The sequence below is a fragment of the Bradyrhizobium sp. DOA9 genome (assembly GCF_000617845.2).
GTDB lineage: Bacteria > Pseudomonadota > Alphaproteobacteria > Rhizobiales > Xanthobacteraceae > Bradyrhizobium.
The window spans coordinates 615,634-637,400 of record NZ_DF820426.1; the positions used below are offsets into that span (position 1 = coordinate 615,634).

Here is a 21,767-nt window from a genome sequence, read left to right on the forward strand (position 1 = left end):
GTATGACGCTCAGTCTCAGGCAGTTGCGCTATTTCGTTGCGATCGCCGACGCGGGCGCGTTTGCTCGTGCTGCCGAGGCACTCAACATCGCGCAGTCGGCGCTCAGCCATCACGTGTCGGAGATCGAGACCGAGCTCGGTGTGAGCTTGCTCAATCGTCGGCCTCGTGGCATCGTGCTGACACCTGCGGGCCGAAGGCTCTATGAGCACGCCGGCGCCATCCTCTCCGCGATGACCAAAGCGGAATTCGACGTCAAGACGTTCACGGAGGTTGCGAGCGGTCCAGTCGCGGTGGGCCTCACCCATACCGCAGCTGCCGTCAGCGCGCTGCCGCTCATGAAAATCGTCGGTGCGAACTGCCCAAACGTGCATCTGACGATCAGCGAAGGCCTCAGCCCGCATCTGACGGAACGGGTGCTCTCGGGCGTGCTGGACCTCGCCCTTGCCTTCAATCCCTCGAACGATGCGCGACTGGAGCGTGCGCCCATTCTCAGGGAAGAGCTATTTCTGGTCGGCCGCCCCGAGGTCATTGGGAAGTCGAGCTCGCCCGTGCGCTTTGCCGACATACCTCAGGGCGCGGTGCTCGGACTCACCCCGCCCACCTCGCGTGCGATCCTTCAAACGCAGTTTCTGCGAAGCCAAATCAAGCCCAGCCCGACGCTTGAGATCGACTCGCTGAACATCATGCGCACGGCACTCGAAGCCGGCCTAGGCTGTGGCATTCTGGCAAGATCGACCGTGGGATGCGATCTCTTGCGCGGCGAGGTTCATGCCCGGCGCATCATCGAGCCGACCCTGATGCGCGATCTCAGCTTGATCTGGCTGGCGGAGCATCCGCACACGCGGGCGTTCGCAGAGGTGAGGCAGATGCTCAAGGACATTGTGCTAGAGGACGTCAGGAACGGCCGGTGGCCGGCAGAGATACTCGAGCCGGAGGGAAAGCGGTCTGGGAAGGGCGGCGAAAACAATCGCCGGGCCAACGCACGGTCGAGATAGCTGTCTCGGACGACCCCTCGTCTATTGCGGCGTGACGGCCGTGACGTCGACCTGGACCAGCATGCCCGGCGTCGGCAGTCGTGCGACATTGACGAAGGTCTGGGCAGGCTGCATTTGTGTCCCGAATGTTTCGGCCATGCATCGCCTGTAATCGGGGAGGTATCGGCTGTCGGTGACGAAGACGAGCAGCTTCGCGATGTCCGCAAGCGCGGCGCTCTGCGTCGACAGCAGCGTTTCAGCCTTCCGCAAGGATGCACGGCACTGCGCCAGAAAATCTCCTGCGAATTGGACGGTCCCATCGTCCGACGCGGCGCCGACCCCCGACAAGTAAAGCGTCCGGCGCGGACCAGACACCGTGACCGTGGCTGCGACACCCGGGTTGGTCTCGTCGGCACGGCTCTTTCTCGCGAAGTTCCGCCCGTCACCAGGATCGGGCATCATTGCAAGGATGTCGTAAGTGAAGGTCTCACCGAGCGCGCTGAGCTGCGGTACATTTAGAAGTGTACCGGGAACGCGGACGACGTCCTCCTTGGGAAGCTGAGCGCGGCATTTGGCCGAGTCCAGTTGCCGGACGTCACCGGTCACGAAAGTCGTCGACCGGACGACGTTATCGTTACTCCCGCCGAGAGCCTGCATTTCGGCTTTCATTTTCTTCTGCACGTAGCCGCATTGGCTGACGAAATCCTGCGGGAACATGGCGATCGGAAGACCCTGACCGGCCCCCTCTTGAATCGCGTGCAACCCGGACACGTAGGTCGTGTTGTCACGGCCGGAGACTTCAAGCACCTCGGTGGCGCCGACGTTCCATTTACCGAGCGTCTCCTTGTTGCGGACGATGGCGAACGTTTCGCTATCGGGATTGGCGATCGCCGCCGTCGCCTCGATTTCTACCATCATGCCAGCGTGAGCGAGCTGCGAAATATTTGCGATCGTCAGTGTTGGGCGAGGAGGGTCTCCGAACCGGTTGTCAATGCATTTGTGGAGGTCGCCGACATTGCGCGCGTCCGTCAGATAGACCCTGAGCATGGCGATGTCGGCCAGTCCCGCGCCGCGCGTCGCCAGCATCCTGCCGATCTTGTCGAAAGCATAGTCGCATTGCTTGGCGAATTCGCCGCGAAAGCGCACCTGAGGCGCATATTGCGTCGTGCTGTCCTCGTCTTCTGCGCCGACGCCCCACACGAAAATAGTCCGGCTACGGCCGGCAATGGTGACGATATCGGCGAAATGCCCCTGGTGTGCGGGGACAACGTGGAAGCTGCGCCTCGAAAATCCGGCGTCGTCCGCGCGGGCGCCCGGAAGCGGCCACAACAAGGAGCCGAGTGCCGCGAGAAGCGCCAGAGATCCAATGCCTGTCTTCACTGCCACTCCCGCGATCTGTTAAGGCCAGCCGTCCCTGACCGGGCTGGCGCGGCGCATGCGCTAGCGAAACGCACCGCGTTCAGTATATCAAGCCTAACCTCCAGATAGATTCTATCTGAGTTTTAGATGGCGTCAGGCTGCGACGGCCGCACTGGATCCGACGTCCACGAATCGCATCAGCTGATCGGACCTGCGGTCCGGATTACACGCGAGGCAGAGATGGCTTCGTGCCTCGGTCGAGGCCAGCTGGCGCCGGACAACGTCTTGCGCGGCATTTTCGGTTCCGCGCGCGAATGGCCCCAAGCTGGAGACGGTTTCGGGGTAGCCGCTCCAGCTGAGGGCGCGTCACGCTATTTGACTTCCGCGAGCGTTCCACGCCGCCGTGATGCGGACCCATCCGGCAAGATGATGTTCGTGTACGCAATTCCGCGTTTAAAATCGTCGACGTGAATGACGTGCTGTCCTGCGCGGCGGGACCAATAGATCATGTAGATTCCATCGCCGATCGGGGTCGTCGTGATGTCGACATTGGCGGTGTTCTTGCCGTCAGGAGAGGTGAACACCATCTCGTGCGCCGATTTGAAGTCGAGGCGGAACTTCTGGTCGCCGAAATCCACGTTGTAGGATTTTCCAGCTGCAATGAATTCGCTGTCCTGAGCTACCGGAACGGCGTTGGGGTCGGCGGTTTCCGCCATCGCGGAATGTCCGAGTGCGAGCGGAACGACGATCGATGCAACAATCCAAAAGTGCTTCATACAAGTTCTCCTGTACATTGAAATAGCTCCAAGCCGACGTGGCCTGGTAGCGTCACTCGATCCTCGCCAGGCCGGCGCGGTCGATCACGCTATTCCATCGCGTGATCTCGCCTGCCACGAAATCGCGCATTTCAGTCGGCGATGTCGCCTTGGCGCGCACCCCGAGATCATCAAGCTTCTGCTGGAAGGCGACGTCGTTGACCATTGCGCGCAACGTTTCGTTTAGCCGCGTGATAACTGGGGCGGGTGTGCCAGCGGGCGCGGCGATGCCGATCCAGGAGATCACTTCGAAGCCGGGAATGCGGCTGCCGATCGGCGGAATCTTGGGCAGGCCCGGCCAGGGCTCGGCGCTGGTGACGCCGAGGCCATGCAGCGTGCCCGCAGTGATACCCTGGCGCGTTACGGTGATGGTGTCGATGATCAGGTCGATGTTGCCGCCGAGCAGATCGGTCAGCGGCTGCATACCGCCGCGATACGGCACATGGGTCAGCTTGACCTCGGCGGTCAACGATAGAAGCTCGCCGACCAGATGCTGGGTCGATCCGAAACCGACCGAGCTGAAAGTCAGCTTGCCGGGCGCGGTCTTCGCTGCGGCGATGAGGCCAGACAGATCGGTGATGGAGCTGTCGGCGCGCGTCGCAACCACGAAGGGGAAGGAGCCGATGAGCGAGACGAAGCTGAAGGCCTGCACCGGGTCGAACCTGAGGCTCTTGTAGAGCGCGCCCGAGACGGCATGACCGCCGGTCAAAAGGATGAGGGTATGTCCGTCGGGCGTGGCCTTCGACACCAGCTCAGACGCGAGATTTCCGCCGGCGCCGGGCTTCGCATCCACGATCACCGTCGCGCCAAGCCTTTCCGCGAGCCCCGCAGCGACGAGGCGCGAGATGGTATCCGCATTTCCACCGGCACCGAACCCGTGCATCAGCGTGATAGACTTCTGTGGCCGTTGGTCGGCCGCCGTGACCGCTGAGGCGATCATGACGGTCAGCAGCCACGCACTGGTGGCGGCCGCAAGCTTGCGAAGCATGTAACCTGATCCTTCAATTCAAGGCTGACGGCCCAATCTAGAGATGGCGCCCGCCGTCGACCACGATGACGGTTCCGGTGCTGACCCGCAGGTGCGTAGCGCATGCAACGATCGCGGCAGCGACGTCGTCCGCCTCGACCACGCGCTTGAGCGGCGTCGATTTCGCGCTCGCCTCCAGCGCCGCCCGATCGCGCCCGGGCACGAAGTCGGTGGCGACTGCGCCAGGCGATACGCTGATCACGCGAATCTCGGGTCCCAGCGCGCGGCCCAGCGACATGCTGATGTTGTCGAGCGCCGCCTTGGAGGCGCAATAGGCGACGTTGCTGCCCGAGGCGGTGAATCCGGAAATCGAGGACACGTTGACGATCACGGCGTCCCCCGACGCCCGCAATTGTGGCCGCAGCGCGCGGATGGCGGAGTAGGGGCCACGCACATTGGCTATCAGGATCTGCTCGAACAAATCGTCGGTCAGAGTATCGAGGTCGTGATGCGGGATCGCGCGGGTGAACCCGGCGGAATTGACGAGGATGTGGAGCTTGCCGCCACGCCCGTCGATATGTGCGGCAAGGGCCTTGAAGCTGGCGGGATCCTCCAGCGCTAGGTGCGCCACCTCGTGCCGGCCGGCGGGCAGGCTGCGCAGCAACTCCCGCGCGCGATGTTCGCTGCTGTGGTAGCCGATGATCACGTCGGCTCCGGCGGCCGCAAGCCGTTTCACCGCGGCGGCGCCGATGCCGTTGCTGCCGCCGGTCACGACAGCGAGACGCCCGGCCAGTTGATCGATATCGCTCATTGAAAAGTCCTCGTTCGGACCGAACCTTGAGCCGGCCGGATCGGGAAGTCTGTCACCTGATCGAGGGACAGCGGCAGCGTCTCGGCCGGGCTATGGCTTGGCGATGCGTCTCGTCAGTTCAACACGAGGCGCATCAATTCGTTCTGCGAGGAGATACCGAGACGGGCATAGGCCCGCTTCTTGTAGGTGAGAACCGTGTTAAGCCGGACACCCAGCTCGAGGGAAATCCCCTCGGAGGTGAGGCCGAGAATAATGGCCGCGCAGACCTCCGTCTCGCGCTGCGTCAGTACCGGTGCTACGCCGGCAAGGCGATCCCGATAATAGCCGAAAGAGTGCCGCCGGTCGGCCAGCCCGTAGTCGGCGTGGCGGCGCGTCAGTGCCAGCAGGAGATGGCCACGCTCGGCGATGCGCTGGATGTCCTCGTTGGTGAAGCCTTCGCCTTCACTCCGATAGATATTGATGCGCAGGGCACGGTTGCCTTTGGTTTCGATCAAGCTGACGCGGTGATCGAGGCTTACGGAGGTGTAGCAGGAGCGCCGGTAGTCGGAATGGGCGATCTCCGACGCCTGCGTGTGCAGGATCCAGCTCTGGCGGCCCTCGCGATTGATCTGCGGCAGCACGCGATTGGCGAGGTCATGCCGCCAGTAGTCGCGGCAATACTGATCGGCGACCCCGCGGGCGATCGGCGCCATGCCCGTGTTCTCGGCGAGAACCACCCGAGGCCTTTGATGGGGCTCGAAAGCGAATGCGGTGAGGTGGCTGGCCTTTGCCCAGTCGAACGTCGTGCGGAACAACTTCGCGGGGAAAGTCGGCGTACCGAGATGCTCGATCAGATCGGTAAGGCCAAACGTGTCCGCCGCCGGCGATGGCAGTCCGATGAGGCGTTGGGCCCACATGTCCGCTCTCCTGTTCCCCTCGTCTTCGCCTTGGCGCTTGGCTTTTCTATAGACGAGGCAAGGTTTGTATGCAAATTTGCGTGCAAAGTTGGCCTGCCATGCCCCACGACGATCCGCTGCCATCCCGCCTATCGAGCGACGTCTACAATGTGTTGCGCCGGCAGATCGTGACCGGGGAGCTGCGCCCGAACCAGCCGTTGATCGAGCTCGACCTTGCCGAACGACTCCAGGTCAGCCGCACCCCGGTGCGGGAGTGCCTTCAGCGACTGGCCCATGCGGGTCTCGTCGTGCCGCGCAAGCGCGGCTGGGCGGTGCGTGAATTCACGCCTGACGAGATCAGGCAGAACGCCGAGCTGCGCATGGCGCTCGAGGGCTACGCGGCAAGTCTCGCCGCGATCCGCGGCTCGCCGTCGGACATCGCCGCCATCGTGGCGATCCACGAACGGCGGCTGACGCTGCGCAGCTCGGACGAGGAGAAGCGGGTGAAGACCAACCGCGATTTCCACGACGCGATCATGCGGGCCTCCGGCAACGGCCGGCTCACCGATGCGATTTATCATTCGGGTCAATTCTATTTCAATGCGCCGATCGCCCGTGCGACCACCGGCGAGGAGCTCAAGCTCGGCAACGCCGATCACGCCCTGATCGTCGCCGCCCTCCTGAAGCGCGACGGCGCAGCCGCCGAACGCGCGATGCGCGCACATATTCAGCGTACCTTCGCCGTGTTCTGGCGCGTCACGGGCCTTGCCGAGCCACTGCATGTCCAGCCGCGCTGATCCGCTGACCAAAGGTCCCCCGCGCATGTGACAGAAGCGATGCCGGACGCATGCTAGGTCGCCGCTGACGCGCGGAGACTCCCGAAATGACAAATCTCGCCCTCGACGCGAGCCACGATGCCTCACGCCGCAGCTGGGTGGCGAGCTCCAACCAGCCGGGGACGGATTTTCCCATCCAGAATCTGCCATACGGCGTCTTTCGTCCGATGGCCGATGGCGGGACACCGCGCGGCGGCGTCGCGATCGGCGATCATGTTCTCGACGTTTCCGCCATTGCGCCGCTGCTCGGCGAGGCGCAGGCCCTCGCCGGCCTGCTTGCCGCTGCGACGCTGCAGCGCCTGATGTCGCTATCACAGGACGCGTGGACCACGCTGCGCCTTGCCCTGGCCGGTCTGCTGGCAGCGGGATACGGCGAGCAGCACCGGGTCGCACGCCATCTGCATCCGATGTCCTTGATCGAGATGTTCCTTCCGGCGAGGCCCGGCGGCTTCGTCGATTTCTTCGCCTCGATCCAGCACGCGACCAATGCCGGTCGCATCTTCCGGCCGGACAATCCGCTGCTTCCGAACTACAAATATGTGCCGATCGGCTACAACGGTCGGACCTCGACCATCGGCATCGGGGGGACGGTGCGCAGGCCTTGCGGGCAGACCCGTGCGGCCGGTCAGGAGATGCCGTCATTTGGGCCGAGCCGGCGGCTCGACTTCGAGACGGAGCTTGGGGTCTTCCTCGGCGGACATTCCGAGCAGGGTGTGCCGGTGCCGCTGGCGCGCGCCTGGGATCACATCTTCGGCTTCTGCCTGCTCAACGACTGGTCGGCGCGCGACATTCAGGCCTGGGAATATCAGCCGCTCGGCCCATTCCTCGGCAAGAGCTTTGCCACCACCGTCTCGCCCTGGGTGGTGACGGCGGATGCGCTGCGTCCGTTTCGCGTGCCCGTGCGATCGCGGCCGCCGGGCGATCCGGCGCCGCTGCCCTATCTTGCCGACGAGGACGATCAAGCCAGCGGCGCGGTCGACATCATGCTGGAAACGCGGCTGGCGACCGCACGGATGCGCCAACAGGGGCATGAGGCGGTGCGCCTTGGCCGGGCGTCGACGCGCGAATTGTACTGGTCGGTCGGCCAGATGGTGGCGCATCACACTAGCAACGGCTGCAGCATCGAAGCCGGCGATCTCTATGGCAGCGGCACCGTCTCCGGAGACGACGAAACCGCCCTTGGCAGCCTGCTTGAGATCTCGCGCGCCGGTGCGCGCGCGTTGCCCTTGCCGTGGGGCGAGCAGCGCACGTTCCTCGACGACGGCGACGAGGTGACCGTCACGGCCCGATGCGTCCGCGATGGCTTTGCGCCGATCGGCTTCGGCAGCTGCCGCCGCACAGATTCTTCCCGCGCTTGTCAATTGAGTTGGCAGGCGCGCTGTCACCCGCGCATGGGACTGACCGGACCGCTTGGAATGACAGGATCACGACCAGCTCCACATGTTCTCACGGAAGGCCCGTCGGCCATGACCATCCATACCAATGCTTTCAGCGAAGCCGTGCTTTCGCCGCGCGACGGCTCGCCGGCCTATATGACCGGCTTCGAGAATTCCTTTGCGACCGAGGCAGTTCCCGGCGCCCTCCCGGTGATGCGCAATTCGCCGCAAAAGGCGCCGCTCGGCCTTTATGCCGAGCAACTCTCTGGCACCGCATTCACCGCGCCGCGCCACAGCAACAAGCGGATCTGGTTCTATCGCGTGCGACCCTCGGTGCTGCACGGCCGGGGCTTTCGCGAGGTCGATGCCGGATTGATCCGGACGGCGCCCTGCCGCGAGGAATCGCGCCTCCCAATCGCGCAGCTGCGTTGGCCGCCAATCGCGATTCCGGCCGATCCTTGCGACTTTCTGTCCGGCCTGCGAACGATTGCGACCAGCGGTGATGCGCATACGCAGCTCGGCATGGCCGCCCATGTCTATGTCGCGAACCGCTCGATGGACGACCGCTACTTCTACAATGTCGACGGCGAGTTGCTGCTCGTTCCCCAGGACAATGCGATCCGCGTCTTCACCGAATGCGGGCTGGTCGACGCCGGTCCCGGCGAGATCGTGATCATGCCGAAGGGCATGAAGTTCAAGGTCGATCTGCCGCACGGGCCCGCGCGCGGCTATGTCTGCGAGAACTACGGCAACTATCTTACGCTGCCCGAACGTGGACCGATCGGCGCCAATTGTCTGGCCAACCCCCGCGATTTCCTCACGCCTGTCGCAGCCTATGAGGACAAGGAGACGCCTTGTCAGCTCTACGTCAAATCGCTTGGCCGGCTCTATGTGACAGACCTGCCGCAATCGCCGCTCGATGTCGTCGCCTGGCACGGCAATTTCGCGCCGGTGAAGTATGACCTGCGCCGCTTCTCGCCGGTCGGTTCAGTGCTGTTCGACCATCCGGATCCGTCGATCTACACAGTGCTGACCTCGGCCTCCGAGACGGTGGGAACGGCCAACGTCGACTTCGTGATCTTCCCGGAGCGATGGGTGGTGATGGAAAGCTCATTCCGCCCGCCGTGGTACCACATGAACGTCATGAGCGAATTCATGGGGCTGATCTACGGCGTCTATGACGCCAAGCCTGGCGGCTTCGTGCCCGGCGGCATGAGCCTTCACAATGCCCTGATCGCGCATGGTCCGGACGCCGAGGCGTTTGACAAGGCATCGCACAAGGATCTTGTGCCAGAGCGGCTCTCGGGCACGATGGCGTTCATGTTCGAGACCCGCTATCCCCTGAGCGCGACCGCTTACGCCTCGCAGCTCGACTTGCTCGACGGCGCCTATCCCGATTGCTGGGACGGCCTCGCGCGCAAGTTCGAACGCCCGTGAACCCGCTTACGATGGTCCACAGGCCAGATGGCCAGCCATAAGACCTTCGAGCAGTTCCGCGAAGCGCTCAAGCCGGTTGGCGGACCGCAAGGGAAGGGCTGGAGCGGCGCCGACGTCGTGATCGTCGGCGCCGGCCCAATCGGCTTGACCGCCGCCAACGTCCTAGGGGCGCTCGGCATCCGGACCATCCTGGTCGAGCGTAATGTGCTGACCTCGGACTTGCCGCGCGCGCTGGTGGTCGACGACGAATACATGCGCCTGCTGGACAATCTCGGTATTCTCCAGCGAATGCACGACGATATCGCCGCGCCGTTCGGCATCTATTTCTATTCGTCGTGCGGGCGGCCGATCGTCAAGGTGGTGCCGTTCCAGACGCCGAACGGCTTCGGCACGCGAACCGGCATCGTGCAGCCCGTCTTCGAGAAGATCCTTCTGACGCAGCTCCAAAGGTTCGACTGCGTGGACGTTCGATATGGGTCGACCCTGACCGGTCTGACCGAGGCGCCCGACGGGGTACATCTCGACCTGCAGACGGCTGAAGGGCGGCAGAAGATCACGGGCCGCTATCTCCTGGCCTGTGACGGCGCGAGAAGCTTCGTTCGCTCTCACCTCGGCATTGCCTTCGAAGGGAAGCGCATCGACCAGCCGCATCTGGTGATCGACCTCGCCGAATTCCCAGATCAATCGCCGTTTTCGCGCTTCTTCTGCAATCCGATCCGCCCGCTCAACAGCATCCCGACGCCTTATGGCGGCCGTCGCCTGGAGTTTATGCTTTCGCCTGACGACGACCAGCAGGCCGTCGCGTCCCCGGAGAGCATTCGCCGTTTGCTCGATCATCATTCGCCATATCAGGGGATAGACGCAAAGATCATCCGCGCCGTCGTCTATGGTTTTTCCGAGCGGGTCGCCCGGCGCCTGCAGCGAGGGCGGATATTCCTGCTTGGTGATGCCGCCCATGTGATGCCACCCTTCGGCGCGCAGGCAATGAACACGGGAGCGCGCGACGCCAACAACATCTGCTGGAAGATCGCGGACGTTCTGGCAGGAAGGGCCGGCGAGGAGCTTCTCGAGACCTACGAGACGGAACGGCGTCCGCAAGTGGAGGCGATCATCCGGTATTCGGTCACGATCGGCCGGCTCGCGAACATTCGCAGCAAGCCGCTGGCCCTGCTGCGGGACCTCGTCTTCTCGGCCCTGAACCTCGTTCCCTCCACGAGGCGGTTCTTATCCGGCATGAGATACATGCCGAAGCCATGGCTAGAACGCGGCTTCCTAATTCGTCATGGCAAGCGGCATGCCGGCCTTGTGGGCCGCGTATTTCCGCGCATTGGCCTCGTCCTCGGCGACGGTACGTTAAAATCCATCGATGAGATTTCGGCAAACGCATTCATTCTGGTTGGCATCGGCCTCGACGCGAAGCGACTGCAGGAGCCGATGCGCCATCCGATGGCTCAACGGCAGCGTTGGAAGGCCATTGTCATCCGGCTCGAGGACGGTGCGGCTGACGCGGCCGAGACCATCGAGGTCGGGCGGATCGTTGACCACGACATCAGGCAGACCATGTCCGCCCATCGGGGCCAGCTCGTTCTGGTTCGTCCTGACAGGTACGTCGCGATCGCCAGCGATCAGGCCGCGTTCGCGGCGGACGTGGATGTCCTCTGGCGCACCTTCGCACTATGAACCACGGATGCGCCTCAACCAGACCGTCCCGGCACGATTAGGATCAGATGAAGGCGACGCCCATCGGCGTGCCTGCGATGAGGTGCCGAGCTTCAGGTCGACGTAGGGCATTGCTCGCTTCCTGCCTCGGATTGCGTGCCTGGCTCAATTGAGAATGGGTTCGGCCGCCGAATGGCATTCTAGTGCAGGCATTCCACCATTGGGTGCGATCGAACCCACATCGAGCCAATATTGTTGTCAAAGGACGCCTCTCATCATCGGCGACGTTGCGCCAGGCCGCGACCGCGGCGCCGAACGCACATCCCTTCGCAATTGAAGAAGATTGCATCGACGGCTCGACCATCCGATGCGCCATCGAGAAGCCGCAGAACGTCATCCGCTTCTCGACCATCAACGGCGACGGGCCCTGCCGGCGTATGCGACGGTCCCCGCCTTGAACGTTGAATGCCGCGCCCCGTGACCTCACGGCGAAACGAGCGGACCGAGCCGATGGGGTAGGCCTCGCCGGCCCCAAATCGTCGCGACCGCATGGCGGATTGCCGCCAGGGTATTTGCCGTATCCGCCACGGGCAGGTCGTTCCTGCATTTACGCGTGTGTGGGCAGAGACGCCAAGTCCTGGGGAAAGACCGGGTCCAAGGTTAGCCGGTCTCGGCCGCTGCGCAAGATCGAGATATAAGGTCTCTATTTTCTAGAACAGGTTCGCGGCGTTCTCGGCGCTATCTCCACTTCGATTCCCTGCGTTCAATCTTCGGGGATGTAGCTGGACGTCTTGACGATCTGCGCCCAGCGCTCTGTGTCGGCTTTGATCAGCGCCCGAAATTCCTCTGGGCTTTCGCCCGTCGCCGTAAAGCCAAAGGTGTTGAAACCTTCGAGCACCTTCTCGCTTCTCAATGCGATGCGGACCGCGTCGTTAAGATTAGCGACGAGCGAGGAAGGCAAGCCGGCGGGGCCGAGAATGCCGTACCATTCCTCAGCGATCACATCCTTGAAGCCGAGTTCGTTCAATGTGGGCACGTCGGGCAGGAAGCGCGAGCGCTGTGCTCCCGTGATAGCCAGCACGCGCAGTGTTCCGGATGCGGCCAGAGGCAACGCAGATGATAGGACGGTCAACGCAACCGGAATTTGCCCGGCAATCACGTCCTGCATCATGGGCGAGCCGCCTCTGTAGGGAACGTGAGTCGGCTGCACACCCGCACCACGCCAGAGCATGTCTCCGATGAAATGCAGCATCGAACCCGCACCGGGGGTGCCGAAGGAGGCTTGATTCGGGTTGGCTTTGCACCAAACGACGAAATCGGCAATCGATTTGACGTCAGGTCCGACTTTTGGACCGGCTACAATCACAAGGGGAGCGGTGCACACCGTGCTGATCGGCGTGAAGTCGCGCGGCGGATCATAGCTGAGCTTCTTGTAGACATGCGGATAGAGCACAACCATCGACGCCGGCGTGAGGATGAGAACGGAACCGTCGGCAGGGCTGGATTTGATTGCATCCAGCGCAATGCGTCCGCCAGCGCCAGGCTTGTTGTCGACGATAACCTTCGGGGACTGCTCTCTCATCCTGTCGGTCAGCAGGCGTGCCATCGTGTCGGCGGCTCCGCCGGCCGGAAACCCGACGACGACTCGCGAGAGTTGGGCAAGCGACTGGGCAGCGGCCGTTAGCGGGGTGATCGCTGTCGTTGCCAGCATGCCGGCTTGAGTGGCCAAGAAAGAGCGTCGCGTGATCATACCGCGCCCCCACAGGGCGCTAGCCGAGTCGAGATATGCCGCTCCATGGCTCCTCCGGCCTGGTCCGCCCTGTGATTGCGGGCAGTCTTGTGCAACTGATCGGGCACCAGGGTGCAAGATAGTTGTCGAAGGCAGCCAAACCGCACCAGTAGAACTTATCGATAGAGATTATCTCGAAATCAGATTGCTGACCTCGGCCATCGGATGTAAAGCCGTATCTCAGGTCGGACTCGAAGCTCACTTCCGCCACCTGAACCAGGTCACGATGCGATCGCGATACGTCAGTCATTCTTTGCATGCCTTGCGGAAGTCGGGCTCCTCTTCCGTTTCTTCGCGTTGAGAGAATGCTGGGTAGCGACCCAATCTTATGGGAGGACCGCAACGCCCCATCGGTACGCGAGCCCAGCGTAGAGATTTCGCCAGGCTAAGCGCACGCCGCGGAGCAGCTTCGCGGCGTGGATTTCAGCATACAACTAAGTCACAATTCTGCGGCTGGCGGACACGCACTTACGAAAGGACCATGGCCTAGCTAAGTCACTTTGATGATGAGCTTGCCCGTGACACGGCCTGCCTCACTGCGCTTTTGCGCCGCTGACGCTTTCTCGATCGGGAAAGTCTCCTCCACAGGCATGCGGAAGACGCCTTTGGAGTGAAGCAGAGCCGCTTCGGCAAATATCAGCTCCGGGTTCTTTTGAAATTCCGTGAAAGATCCTTGCACTCCATACTTCTGCGGCGCGTGGAAATCGGCGATGGTAACGACTCGGGAAGGATCGCCGATCAGCTCGATCAAGTCGGGAACATCCGATCCGGCGAAGTCAAGGGCTGCACTCAGCCCATTGGGAGCGAGCAGCTTGACTCGTTCGACCAGACCCGGTCCGTATGTCGTCGGCCTCGCACCGAACGATCGAAGATGCTGGTGCTTCGCCTCGCGCCCGGTGGCGATCACCGCAATCCCGCGCTGATGCGCGAACTGAAGTGTGGCAGTCCCGACACCACCTGCCGCTCCATGCACAAGGATCGTCTCACCGGATTTCAAATTGAGCAACCCGAGGGCGCGAGTCGCCGTCTCAACGGCCGTCGGATAACCCGCCGCTTCGTCGAATGAGAGACTGTCAGGCTTGTGAGCCCAGTTCGTGAGAATGGCGTGTTGCGCTACCGTGTTGATACCTTGACCGAAAACCGCATCGCCGACTGAAACGCCTGTAACACCCTCTCCCACCTCGTCCACTACGCCCGAAGCGTCGAAGCCGATGCCGGAGGGGAAAGTAAGGGGCATCTGCTCTCTGAAATAGCCAGCTCGCAGTTTCCAATCTATCGGGTTAACGCCTGCGGCGCGGACGGCAATCCGCACCTGTCCGGCAGCGGGATGCGGCTCGGGGGTCTCGACCAGCCGCAACACTTCGGGGCCGCCATATTCGCTGAACTGAACTGCCTTCACGGATGTCTCCTATGGTCGGTCATTTCGCAGAACCGTCGTGACAGAGGGTACTCTCAAGAGGAGAGCTGCACTAAATTGGAGATTGATGCCAAGACGTAAAGAGGGCAGTTTTCCGGGAGTTTGTTACCTAGAGAGAACTGCCTGCAGCATGGAAAATGGGCGGGCGGCCCGACTGAGATACGGGCCCAAATTGGCGCGCTTCCTCCGCAGCGAAAGCGTCGATCTGGTTTTGTTGGTTTTCTCAATTGAATCCACGAGCTCTTACGATGAGAGAGCGGCTGCGAACCACCGTGCGGCCAGCACATTGCGCTCGGCCGCATGATTGTAGATGGTATGTTCGCCGTCCGGCCACGTTTCGAGACGCGACAGCGGGTGGTGATTGCCGGTGAGGAAACTCTGCTGGGTGCCGACAGGGACCAGCGGATCTGCGCCACCCTCGAGCACCAGCGTCGCGCAGGCGAGCGGCGCACGCTCGCCATCGAAGACGAGCGCTGGCAGGAGAGGCGCGAGCTCGGCCGCATCGGCGACGCCGAAGAGAGCGGCGAGTTGCTCCTGTGCGGTACGGAACGGCGGGATCTCGGCCCGGATCGGAGCGCCATTGATGCAGCAGGCGGTAATGCGCTGATCGCGTACAGAAGTGAGCGCGGCGAACAACCCGCCGAAGCTGTTACCCCATACCCCGACTGGTTGTTCGGGCGTGCAGTTCTGTACATATTCGACAAAGCGGGAAAAGCCCGCAGCGATGTGCGCGTCCGCGAACACGCCGCCCTCCAGGCGGCTGTCGCCCTGACCAGGACCGTCGACCAGCAGGCAATCCAAGCCGCACCGGCATAGCGACTCCGCCATCGACCGATAGGCCGTCGACCAACCGCTCATACCTCCAAACACGATGACCGTACCGGACGCCGCACCAGCCCCGCTATGAAAATGCCACCCGTATAACGTACCGTCCCGGTAGGGCACGCTGACGCGCGAGACTGGGAAATATGACAGGGCTGCGAAGCGACCGAAGCAGTGCGTCATCTGGCGATAGAGACAGCGCTTGCGCTCACTATCGGCGTTAAAAGCCATCTGGGCAAAGACAAAACACACCGCCGCAGCATGCCACAACTCCCTCCCACGCGCGGGATCTTGCTCGGCGCGGGCTTCCTGCTCGCGTCCTAGCTTTTCCAGCACCTCGTCCCAGCGCGCGCCCTCCCGGACCAGCCGGTGAGCGCGTTCGGCCAAGTCGCGAGGCATGCCGTAGTCCGCCATGCGTGTGAGCGGCATCGCACGACACAACGCCTCGATCTGCTTGAACTGATCTTCATCAAACTGCATCGGCGCCTCCGGAGCTCTCAAGCGGCCACCACGTTCTGGCGCCAAGCAAGCTTGCCACGCAGATCGTCGACAAGCCGCGGCAGCTCTGCATCCGTTGCGGCTAAGCCGAACACATAAGTGTCCGGGCGGGTCAGCATCGCCACGACATGCTTTTCGGCCAGGTACGCTCCGTAGACGCCCTCCACATCAACAATGCGCTCGACGCCAGGGCCGGCATCGTCCGCAAGCGTGAACAATCGGCAGCCGAGATCCCTCAGGAAGCCGACTCTGGATGAATCGAGCGTCGCGACGGGATTACTCTGTGCGATCAGCGCGAAGCGATAGCCGACTTGGGCGTCCAACCGGCTCGTCATTCCGCCGACTCGCACCTGTCCCTGTGGCGGCACTGAGCCAACCACCTTCCCAGCCTCGTCTCGCCGCTCGTTCTGGATCACACCGGCGTTCAGGCGCGGGAACGGTGGAGGCGGCGGGACCAGGTTGAAGCGGAACGCCAGGTCCCGGAAGAAGGCAATCAAGCGGCTATGCGTGTTCGCCACTTTGCCCAGCATTACCGCGGAGCTCATGATGTTCGCAACGTGCGGGCGGCGTTCCAGTTCGTAGCTGTCGAGAAGGTCGGGAGTCGCGGTGCCCCGCAGCACGAGATCGAGCTTCCAAGCGATGTTTGCTGCGTCGCGGATGCCGGAACAAGCACCCTGGCCCATATAGGGCGGCATTGTGTGGGCGGCATCTCCGCCGAGGAAGGTCTGTCCCTTGCGCCAGCTCTGTGCCATGCGGCATTCGAATGTGTAGACGACCTGGCGGATGATCTTGATGTCGTCCGGACCGACGCCATGATACTGCCTGAGCAGTTTCCAGGCGGCTTCCGGCTTCTCCATTTCGGCCGTTTCCTCGTGCTTAAGCAGCGCGAATTCAAAACGCTGGCGGTTCTTACCGATCGGCAGGAACATGTGGCCCCGCGCCGGATCGCAGTACTGCTTGGTCTCCTCGAAGCTCGACGCGAGCGGCCGCTTGCGCTCGCCGTCGATGTTGAGCCAGCGTTCGTTAAAACCGTTGTCGTCGCGTTCGATGCTGAGCGCCGAGCGGACGAAGCTGCGAGCGCCATCCGCACCCAGCACATAACGCGCGCGCAGCGTGTCAGCGCCCGCTGCGGAGTTCACCGCCAGTTCCACTGATCCGCCCGATTGCCGGAGCCCGGTGAGCTCGGTGCCCTGACGGACGCTGACAGTCGGCAGCGTGCGAACCCGGCGGTCGATTGCCTCCTCGATGTCGGGCTGGTGGATCGAGATGTGCGCGGGAAATCCCATCGGCGGGCTGGGGAGTTTGCCGACATCGATGAGTGGCTTGCCTTTGGCATTGTAGAAGACGTAGGAATCGATCGGCGAAGAGTCGCGTAACGCATCATCGATGTCACAGGCAAAGCTCAACAGCCGCGCCGTCTCGCCATCGATGTGGGTCAGCCGGGGCAGGCCGTAGAGCGTTGCCCAGCGCTCGATGACGACGACGCGGTGGCCAAGCTGTCCCAAGAGCGATGCGGCGGTAAGTCCAGTCGGACCATAGCCGACGACGGCAACATCGAAATCTGCGGGTGCCACGAGATTCCTCCCCCTGTTTGGGAGGACCTTCTGGGATTGATTATCATTTGTACAATTGATTGTATCGATTGCTATGATCCATATCATGGATGGGTGGTGCGTCATGCGCTTCAAAGGCCTCGATCTCAACCTGCTCGTTGCACTCGACGCGCTGCTCACTGAGCGCAACCTCACGGCGGCGGCACGCGGTATCAACCTCAGCCAGCCGGCAATGAGCGCCGCTGTCGCGAGGCTGCGAGCCTATTTCAAGGATGATCTCTTCGTCATGCGCGGGCGGGAGTTGATGCCCACACCACTCGCCGAGCAGCTCGCCGCGCCGACCCGCCAGACGCTGCTCCACATCCAGCTCACGATCGCCGGCCGCGAAGCGTTCGACCCCGCAAAGTCCGACCGCCGCTTCCGCATCGTCCTGTCCGATTTCATGACCGTTGTGTTCTTCCGCAAAGTCGTCGAACGCGTCGCAAGCCTTGCGCCGGGTGTTAGTTTCGAGTTGCTGCCGTTCGACGATGAGCCGGACGAGCCGGTGCGCCGCGGCGAGATTGATTTCCTGATCTTTCCCGAAATATTCATGCCACCGGGACACCCAAAGGCGAAACTGTTTGATGAGACCATGGTGTGCGTCGGCTGCCGCTCGAACCGGCAACTGTCGCGCAAGCTGACATTTGAGAAATACATGTCGATGGGGCACGTGATGGCGCAGTTCGGCAAGACGCGAAAACCCTCAATCGAGGAATGGTTGCTGCTCGAGCACGGCGTCAAGCGTCGAATCGAGGTAACGGTGCAAAGCTTTTCCATGATCCCCCACCTTCTGTTTGGAACAGAACGCATCGCAACAATGCACCGTCGCCTGGCAAAGCATTTCGCAAAGACAATGCCATTGCGCATCATTGAGCTGCCCGTGCCGATTCCTCGCTTTACCGAGGCGATCCAGTGGCCAGCTCTGCATAACAGCGACCCAGCCAGCATGTGGTTGCGCGGCATTGTCCTAGAAGAGGCCAAAGGTATGCAAATTTCGCGCATAGTCCAAGGCGGACCAACTTAAGCGAGTCAAGCGAGGCGATCCGCGAAACGACGGACACAGAGCGGTGGCCGATGGAGGCTACGCGATTTCGGCGGCGTTCGGCATCGCATCGGATGCGGGCGGGCTGATGCTGGGGGCGGATCTGGCGATCGGGATAGTTGCTCGGCTGTCATGATCCCTTCGAGCGGCGATGCCGGGCCAACGTCGAGCATTCAGTGATGACGCTGATGAGGTAACGGATACCCCGTTGTGACCCGCAGTTGGGTTCAAGTGATCCCGATCGAGGTCACAACACGCCCAGTCACCTTCAGCTCGATTGCCACCAACTCTTCCAGAGGACCAGCAGTGGCGTCCGAAAGCACCGACGTTCTCTTCAACGCCGGCTTACGGTGTCGCCAACGTGGTATATCGCCTGATCCGCTCGCGTCGGGAATCCGTTTCGCCAGGAACTGGCTCTCGCGCGCGAAGAGAGCGCTAGGAGCGCACGTGATCCTCGTCAAATCTCGTCCTTGCCGTGCAAACTGCTGCGTGGTTGCGCTCGGCCCACTGAATTAGCCCCAGCAAAGGCACGAACATGGAGTGGCCGAAATCAGTCAGGCTGTATTCGACGCTTGGTGGCGTCGTCGGTAAGACCTCGCGATGAACATAGCCGTCGCGTTGCAGATCTCGAAGCGTCTGCGTCAGCATACGTTGCGAGATGTCAGGCACAAGCCGGCGCAAATCCCCAAAGCGATGTGGCCGTTCGGCCAACACCAGTACAAGGAGCGAGGCCCATTTTCCGCTGAGATTGGCAATCACATCGCGTACGGGGCAATTGTCAATGTTGCCTCCCGCGGCGGCGCGACAGGCCTGAAACTTGGCACTCATGATAGTCGTCGGCTTGTCCATGATGGTTCCTTCGGAGTAACCAGGTCTCGAATTACTGCCTACTTTTATCGCTGCTCTCTTTTCTATACTACCTCGCCGTTGTCGAAGGCACAGAAAGAACGGGACATGAGCGAGACCATTCTGATCACCGGAGCAGCGGGCCAACTCGGCCGAGGCGTCGCCCATCATCTTCTGTCGACCAGAGCCGTTCGCCCGGACCATCTGCTTCTTACCAGCCGCGACCCGGCTAAGCTCGAAGACTTCGCAAACAAGGGCGTCATGGTGCGCCCGGCGAATTTCGACGACGAGGCTTCGCTCGTCACCGCCTTTCAAGGTGCAGACCGCGCGCTCCTCATCTCCACGAACGAGCTCATGGAAGCAGGCAAGCGGCTGCGCCAGCACAAGGCGGCTGTTGCCGGAGCCCTAAAAGCCGGCGTCTGCCATATCGCCTATACGTCAATGCCGAAGCCTGAGCCCGGCAATCCAGTCCTCTTCGCGCCGGACCACTATGGTACGGAGCAAGCGATTAAAGAGACCGGGCTTCCCTACACCATCTTCCGCAACGGCTGGTACCAGGAAAATCTCTTTATGGTCCTGCCGCAAGTGCTCAAGACAGGTAAGTGGTACAGCTCGGCTGGAGAGGGCCGTACCGCCTATATCTCGCGCGGCGATATCGCCTGCGCCATCGCGGCCTCCCTTGCATCCGCCGCCAAAGACAGCGCAACCTACACGTTGACGGGAGCCGAGGCTCTGACCAACAGTGAGATCGCCGTTATTGCCAGCCGCGCAACCGGCAGGCCAATTGAGGTCATCAACTTACCCGACGACGCATTGGCCGAAGGCATGAAGGCAGCGGGCATGCCGGCAGGCTTGGTGCCACTGCTCATCTCCTTCGAGAGGAACGCTCGCATCGGCGGCCTTTCAGACGTGACCTTGGACGCGGAGAAGCTCTCCGGCAAAACACTGCAGTCACTTACCGCCTTCATGGAGGCGAACAAGGCTACCCTGCTCGCATAAGGCGGTGGCTGTAGCCGATCTGACCGTTCGCCTGCTTTCTTGGCCGCCGATTCGAGCGTGCAAACAATCGATGAACCCAGATGGACCCTGGATGGACGTGTTCAGAAACGCCGTTCGCCACGAAAGGCGCAGACTACTGAAGCTTCCACTCCTTGGCGCTCTCGCCGCCGCATTGCCGGCCTCGGCCAAGGCGGAAGATATGGGCACGCCTCCGACGGTGCGGCCCATGCCGCTGGTTGACGCTCGTTTTCCCGCTGAGATGGCGCCGGGCATCTTCATCGTGCCGGACAGGCGGATCCCGCTCGTGCCCAACATCGGCATAATCGTCGGACGAGATGCGGTTCTCGTCATTGATTGCGGCTTGGGCCTTGAAAATACGGATGGCGTGTCGAAGCTCGCACGACAGCTAGCACCCGGACGGCAGGTGCTCCTGACGATCACCCATACTCACCCGGAGCATGGCTCTGGCGCACAGGTATTTAAGCCGGACGCGCGTATCTTGTACAATCGCGACCAGCGCGATTACCTGTTGCGAACAGGAGCGAACCAGATCGATGCCTTTCGTCACGGCTTTCTCCCATCCGATCAAGCTCACTTGCTGGACGGCATCGTTATCACGCCGCCGGACGAGACGTACGAGGGGAGTAAGACGATTGACTTGGGTGGACGCAAAGTCGAGTTCAGGACCCGGGGTACTGCCCACAGTCCTGGGGATCAGATCATCATCCTGCCCGAAGAGAAAATCGTATTTGCCGGCGATCTTATCGAAGAGCGAATGTTCCCAATCATCCCGTTCTTCCCACCCATGGTCACCCAAGCCGATATCGATGTTGAACGATGGGAGTCGATACTGATCGAGATGCGAGCCCTGAAGCCGCGGTTCATCGTGCCTGGCCACGGCAATCTGGGTGGACCGGAAATCATTGATGACGTGTTGAACTACTTCAAGGACCTGAAATTGCTAGCCCATAATCGTTCGGCAGACGAACTGAGGAACGCAATTCGCGCCAAATATCCGACTTGGGAGAACGATCAATTCATCTCGCCGGCGGTGCAATACTTTTTGAAGCGCTCCTAAGCCCAGCCCGCCTTTAAGAGCACGTACTCGTTGAAGGGTCGACCGGCGGATGTTTGGTCGTTGACCGAAAGCGGCGGAGGAGTGGAGGTTGTGCTGGGTAAGTGCCCTTAAGATACTTGGCGATCGAATCCCAAATTTCGATTCGTAGCATCTGGCTCGATAACGCATAGTTCGGCCCTACGATGTCCTCGAACTTTAGGCGGCTCCTTGGGCGGTCCTAGAATCCCCTGCATGCCTCCAACGATGAAAGTTTTTATGATGGGACCTAAACAATCGAGGTCGCCAGAAGCGTAAGTAGCCTCAGGGTGTTCCCCTATCTTGACCATGTCAGCAAGGAGCTGGTCCTTGAGACCGTGCGTCTCAACGATAGGATACTCCCCTATGGATCGTTGACCTCTGGAAGCAGGCCATGGCCGCTCGCGCCGAGCAGCTATTGGCCGGGAAGGGCTGGCCGCCATCCCTGCTCAGACCGGCCGCGACAGAAGCGATGTGGTTTGACGGATGGGAGAGCCGCCTTCGGCTCTCCATATTGCGTTTACCGGTCCCCGGCGCAGATACAGTGGAAAGACCCGCCA

At 62.0% G+C, this 21,767-nt stretch carries 18 protein-coding genes and 1 pseudogene; 8 read left to right on the top strand and 11 right to left on the bottom strand.

Annotation, left to right across the window (positions count from 1 at the left end):
- The first annotated feature begins 2 nt into the window (after window positions 1-2).
- A complete protein-coding gene (locus BDOA9_RS36000) occupies window positions 3-995 on the top strand; it encodes a LysR family transcriptional regulator (RefSeq protein WP_025038763.1) in 993 nt (330 codons plus the stop codon).
- 21 nt (window positions 996-1,016) lie between these two features.
- On the opposite strand, the gene BDOA9_RS37445 is transcribed toward BDOA9_RS36000, so the two are convergent.
- The 5 genes from BDOA9_RS37445 to BDOA9_RS36025 all read right to left on the bottom strand — a co-directional run bounded on the left by BDOA9_RS37445 (window position 1,017) and on the right by BDOA9_RS36025 (window position 5,945).
- Complete coding sequence (locus BDOA9_RS37445) at window positions 1,017-2,354, bottom strand: RidA family protein (protein ID WP_025038764.1); 1,338 nt, start codon at window positions 2,352-2,354, stop codon at window positions 1,017-1,019.
- 350 nt (window positions 2,355-2,704) lie between these two features.
- On the bottom strand, window positions 2,705-3,049 hold the full coding sequence (locus tag BDOA9_RS36010) for a MoaF-related domain-containing protein (protein WP_192859687.1): 345 nt from the start codon (window positions 3,047-3,049) through the stop codon (window positions 2,705-2,707).
- Between the two features lie 112 nt (window positions 3,050-3,161).
- Window positions 3,162-4,136, bottom strand: coding sequence for a tripartite tricarboxylate transporter substrate-binding protein (locus tag BDOA9_RS36015; RefSeq protein ID WP_025038766.1), 975 nt, complete (start codon window positions 4,134-4,136; stop codon window positions 3,162-3,164).
- Window positions 4,137-4,173: 37 nt separating this feature from the next.
- Window positions 4,174-4,926 (bottom strand): SDR family NAD(P)-dependent oxidoreductase, encoded by a 753-nt coding sequence (locus BDOA9_RS36020; RefSeq protein ID WP_025038767.1) that lies wholly within the window; start codon window positions 4,924-4,926, stop codon window positions 4,174-4,176.
- 113 nt (window positions 4,927-5,039) lie between these two features.
- Window positions 5,040-5,945 (bottom strand): helix-turn-helix transcriptional regulator, encoded by a 906-nt coding sequence (locus BDOA9_RS36025; RefSeq protein WP_082848040.1) that lies wholly within the window; start codon window positions 5,943-5,945, stop codon window positions 5,040-5,042.
- Here BDOA9_RS36025 and BDOA9_RS36030 point away from each other — a divergent pair.
- The 4 genes and pseudogenes from BDOA9_RS36030 (at window position 5,921) to BDOA9_RS36040 (ending at window position 11,130) form a co-directional block, all read left to right on the top strand.
- Window positions 5,921-6,598 carry a GntR family transcriptional regulator gene (locus BDOA9_RS36030; protein WP_025038769.1) on the top strand — a complete coding sequence of 226 codons (678 nt, stop codon included), beginning with the start codon at window positions 5,921-5,923 and terminating at the stop codon, window positions 6,596-6,598. The genes BDOA9_RS36025 and BDOA9_RS36030 overlap by 25 nt on opposite strands.
- 86 nt (window positions 6,599-6,684) lie before the next feature.
- Window positions 6,685-7,959: pseudogene (gene fahA / locus BDOA9_RS39820) on the top strand (fumarylacetoacetase); the annotation flags it as partial.
- A 144-nt stretch (window positions 7,960-8,103) separates the two neighbouring features.
- Window positions 8,104-9,450, top strand: coding sequence for a homogentisate 1,2-dioxygenase (gene hmgA / locus BDOA9_RS39825; RefSeq protein ID WP_025038770.1), 1,347 nt, complete (start codon window positions 8,104-8,106; stop codon window positions 9,448-9,450).
- A gap of 27 nt (window positions 9,451-9,477) precedes the next feature.
- Window positions 9,478-11,130, top strand: a complete 1,653-nt coding sequence (locus BDOA9_RS36040) for an FAD-dependent monooxygenase (protein ID WP_025038771.1) — start codon at window positions 9,478-9,480, stop codon at window positions 11,128-11,130.
- Window positions 11,131-11,173: 43 nt separating this feature from the next.
- Here BDOA9_RS36040 and BDOA9_RS38590 read toward each other — a convergent pair whose 3' ends face one another.
- The 5 genes from BDOA9_RS38590 to mhpA form a co-directional block, all read right to left on the bottom strand.
- A complete protein-coding gene (locus BDOA9_RS38590; RefSeq protein ID WP_152033755.1) occupies window positions 11,174-11,524 on the bottom strand; it encodes a hypothetical protein in 351 nt (116 codons plus the stop codon).
- A 348-nt stretch (window positions 11,525-11,872) separates the two neighbouring features.
- On the bottom strand, window positions 11,873-12,838 hold the full coding sequence (locus tag BDOA9_RS36045) for a Bug family tripartite tricarboxylate transporter substrate binding protein (protein ID WP_192859688.1): 966 nt from the start codon (window positions 12,836-12,838) through the stop codon (window positions 11,873-11,875).
- Between the two features lie 550 nt (window positions 12,839-13,388).
- On the bottom strand, window positions 13,389-14,297 hold the full coding sequence (locus BDOA9_RS36050) for an NADP-dependent oxidoreductase (RefSeq protein WP_025038773.1): 909 nt from the start codon (window positions 14,295-14,297) through the stop codon (window positions 13,389-13,391).
- A 261-nt stretch (window positions 14,298-14,558) separates the two neighbouring features.
- A complete protein-coding gene (locus BDOA9_RS36055; protein ID WP_025038774.1) occupies window positions 14,559-15,617 on the bottom strand; it encodes an alpha/beta hydrolase in 1,059 nt (352 codons plus the stop codon).
- Window positions 15,618-15,634: 17 nt separating this feature from the next.
- Window positions 15,635-17,209: a bifunctional 3-(3-hydroxy-phenyl)propionate/3-hydroxycinnamic acid hydroxylase MhpA gene (gene mhpA / locus BDOA9_RS36060; protein WP_025038775.1), complete on the bottom strand. Its 1,575-nt coding sequence runs from the start codon at window positions 17,207-17,209 to the stop codon at window positions 15,635-15,637.
- Window positions 17,210-17,312: 103 nt separating this feature from the next.
- Here mhpA and BDOA9_RS36065 point away from each other — a divergent pair, with 103 nt between their 5' ends.
- Window positions 17,313-18,251: a LysR family transcriptional regulator gene (locus tag BDOA9_RS36065; RefSeq protein ID WP_025038776.1), complete on the top strand. Its 939-nt coding sequence runs from the start codon at window positions 17,313-17,315 to the stop codon at window positions 18,249-18,251.
- Window positions 18,252-18,704: 453 nt separating this feature from the next.
- On the opposite strand, the gene BDOA9_RS36070 is transcribed toward BDOA9_RS36065, so the two are convergent.
- Entirely contained in the window at window positions 18,705-19,118 is a 414-nt protein-coding gene (locus BDOA9_RS36070) for a winged helix-turn-helix transcriptional regulator (protein WP_025038777.1), read from the bottom strand.
- A 105-nt stretch (window positions 19,119-19,223) separates the two neighbouring features.
- Here BDOA9_RS36070 and BDOA9_RS36075 point away from each other — a divergent pair, with 105 nt between their 5' ends.
- Window positions 19,224-20,114: an SDR family oxidoreductase gene (locus BDOA9_RS36075; protein ID WP_025038778.1), complete on the top strand. Its 891-nt coding sequence runs from the start codon at window positions 19,224-19,226 to the stop codon at window positions 20,112-20,114.
- A 91-nt stretch (window positions 20,115-20,205) separates the two neighbouring features.
- On the top strand, window positions 20,206-21,192 hold the full coding sequence (locus tag BDOA9_RS36080) for an MBL fold metallo-hydrolase (protein WP_025038779.1): 987 nt from the start codon (window positions 20,206-20,208) through the stop codon (window positions 21,190-21,192).
- Window positions 21,193-21,767: the final 575 nt, after the last annotated feature.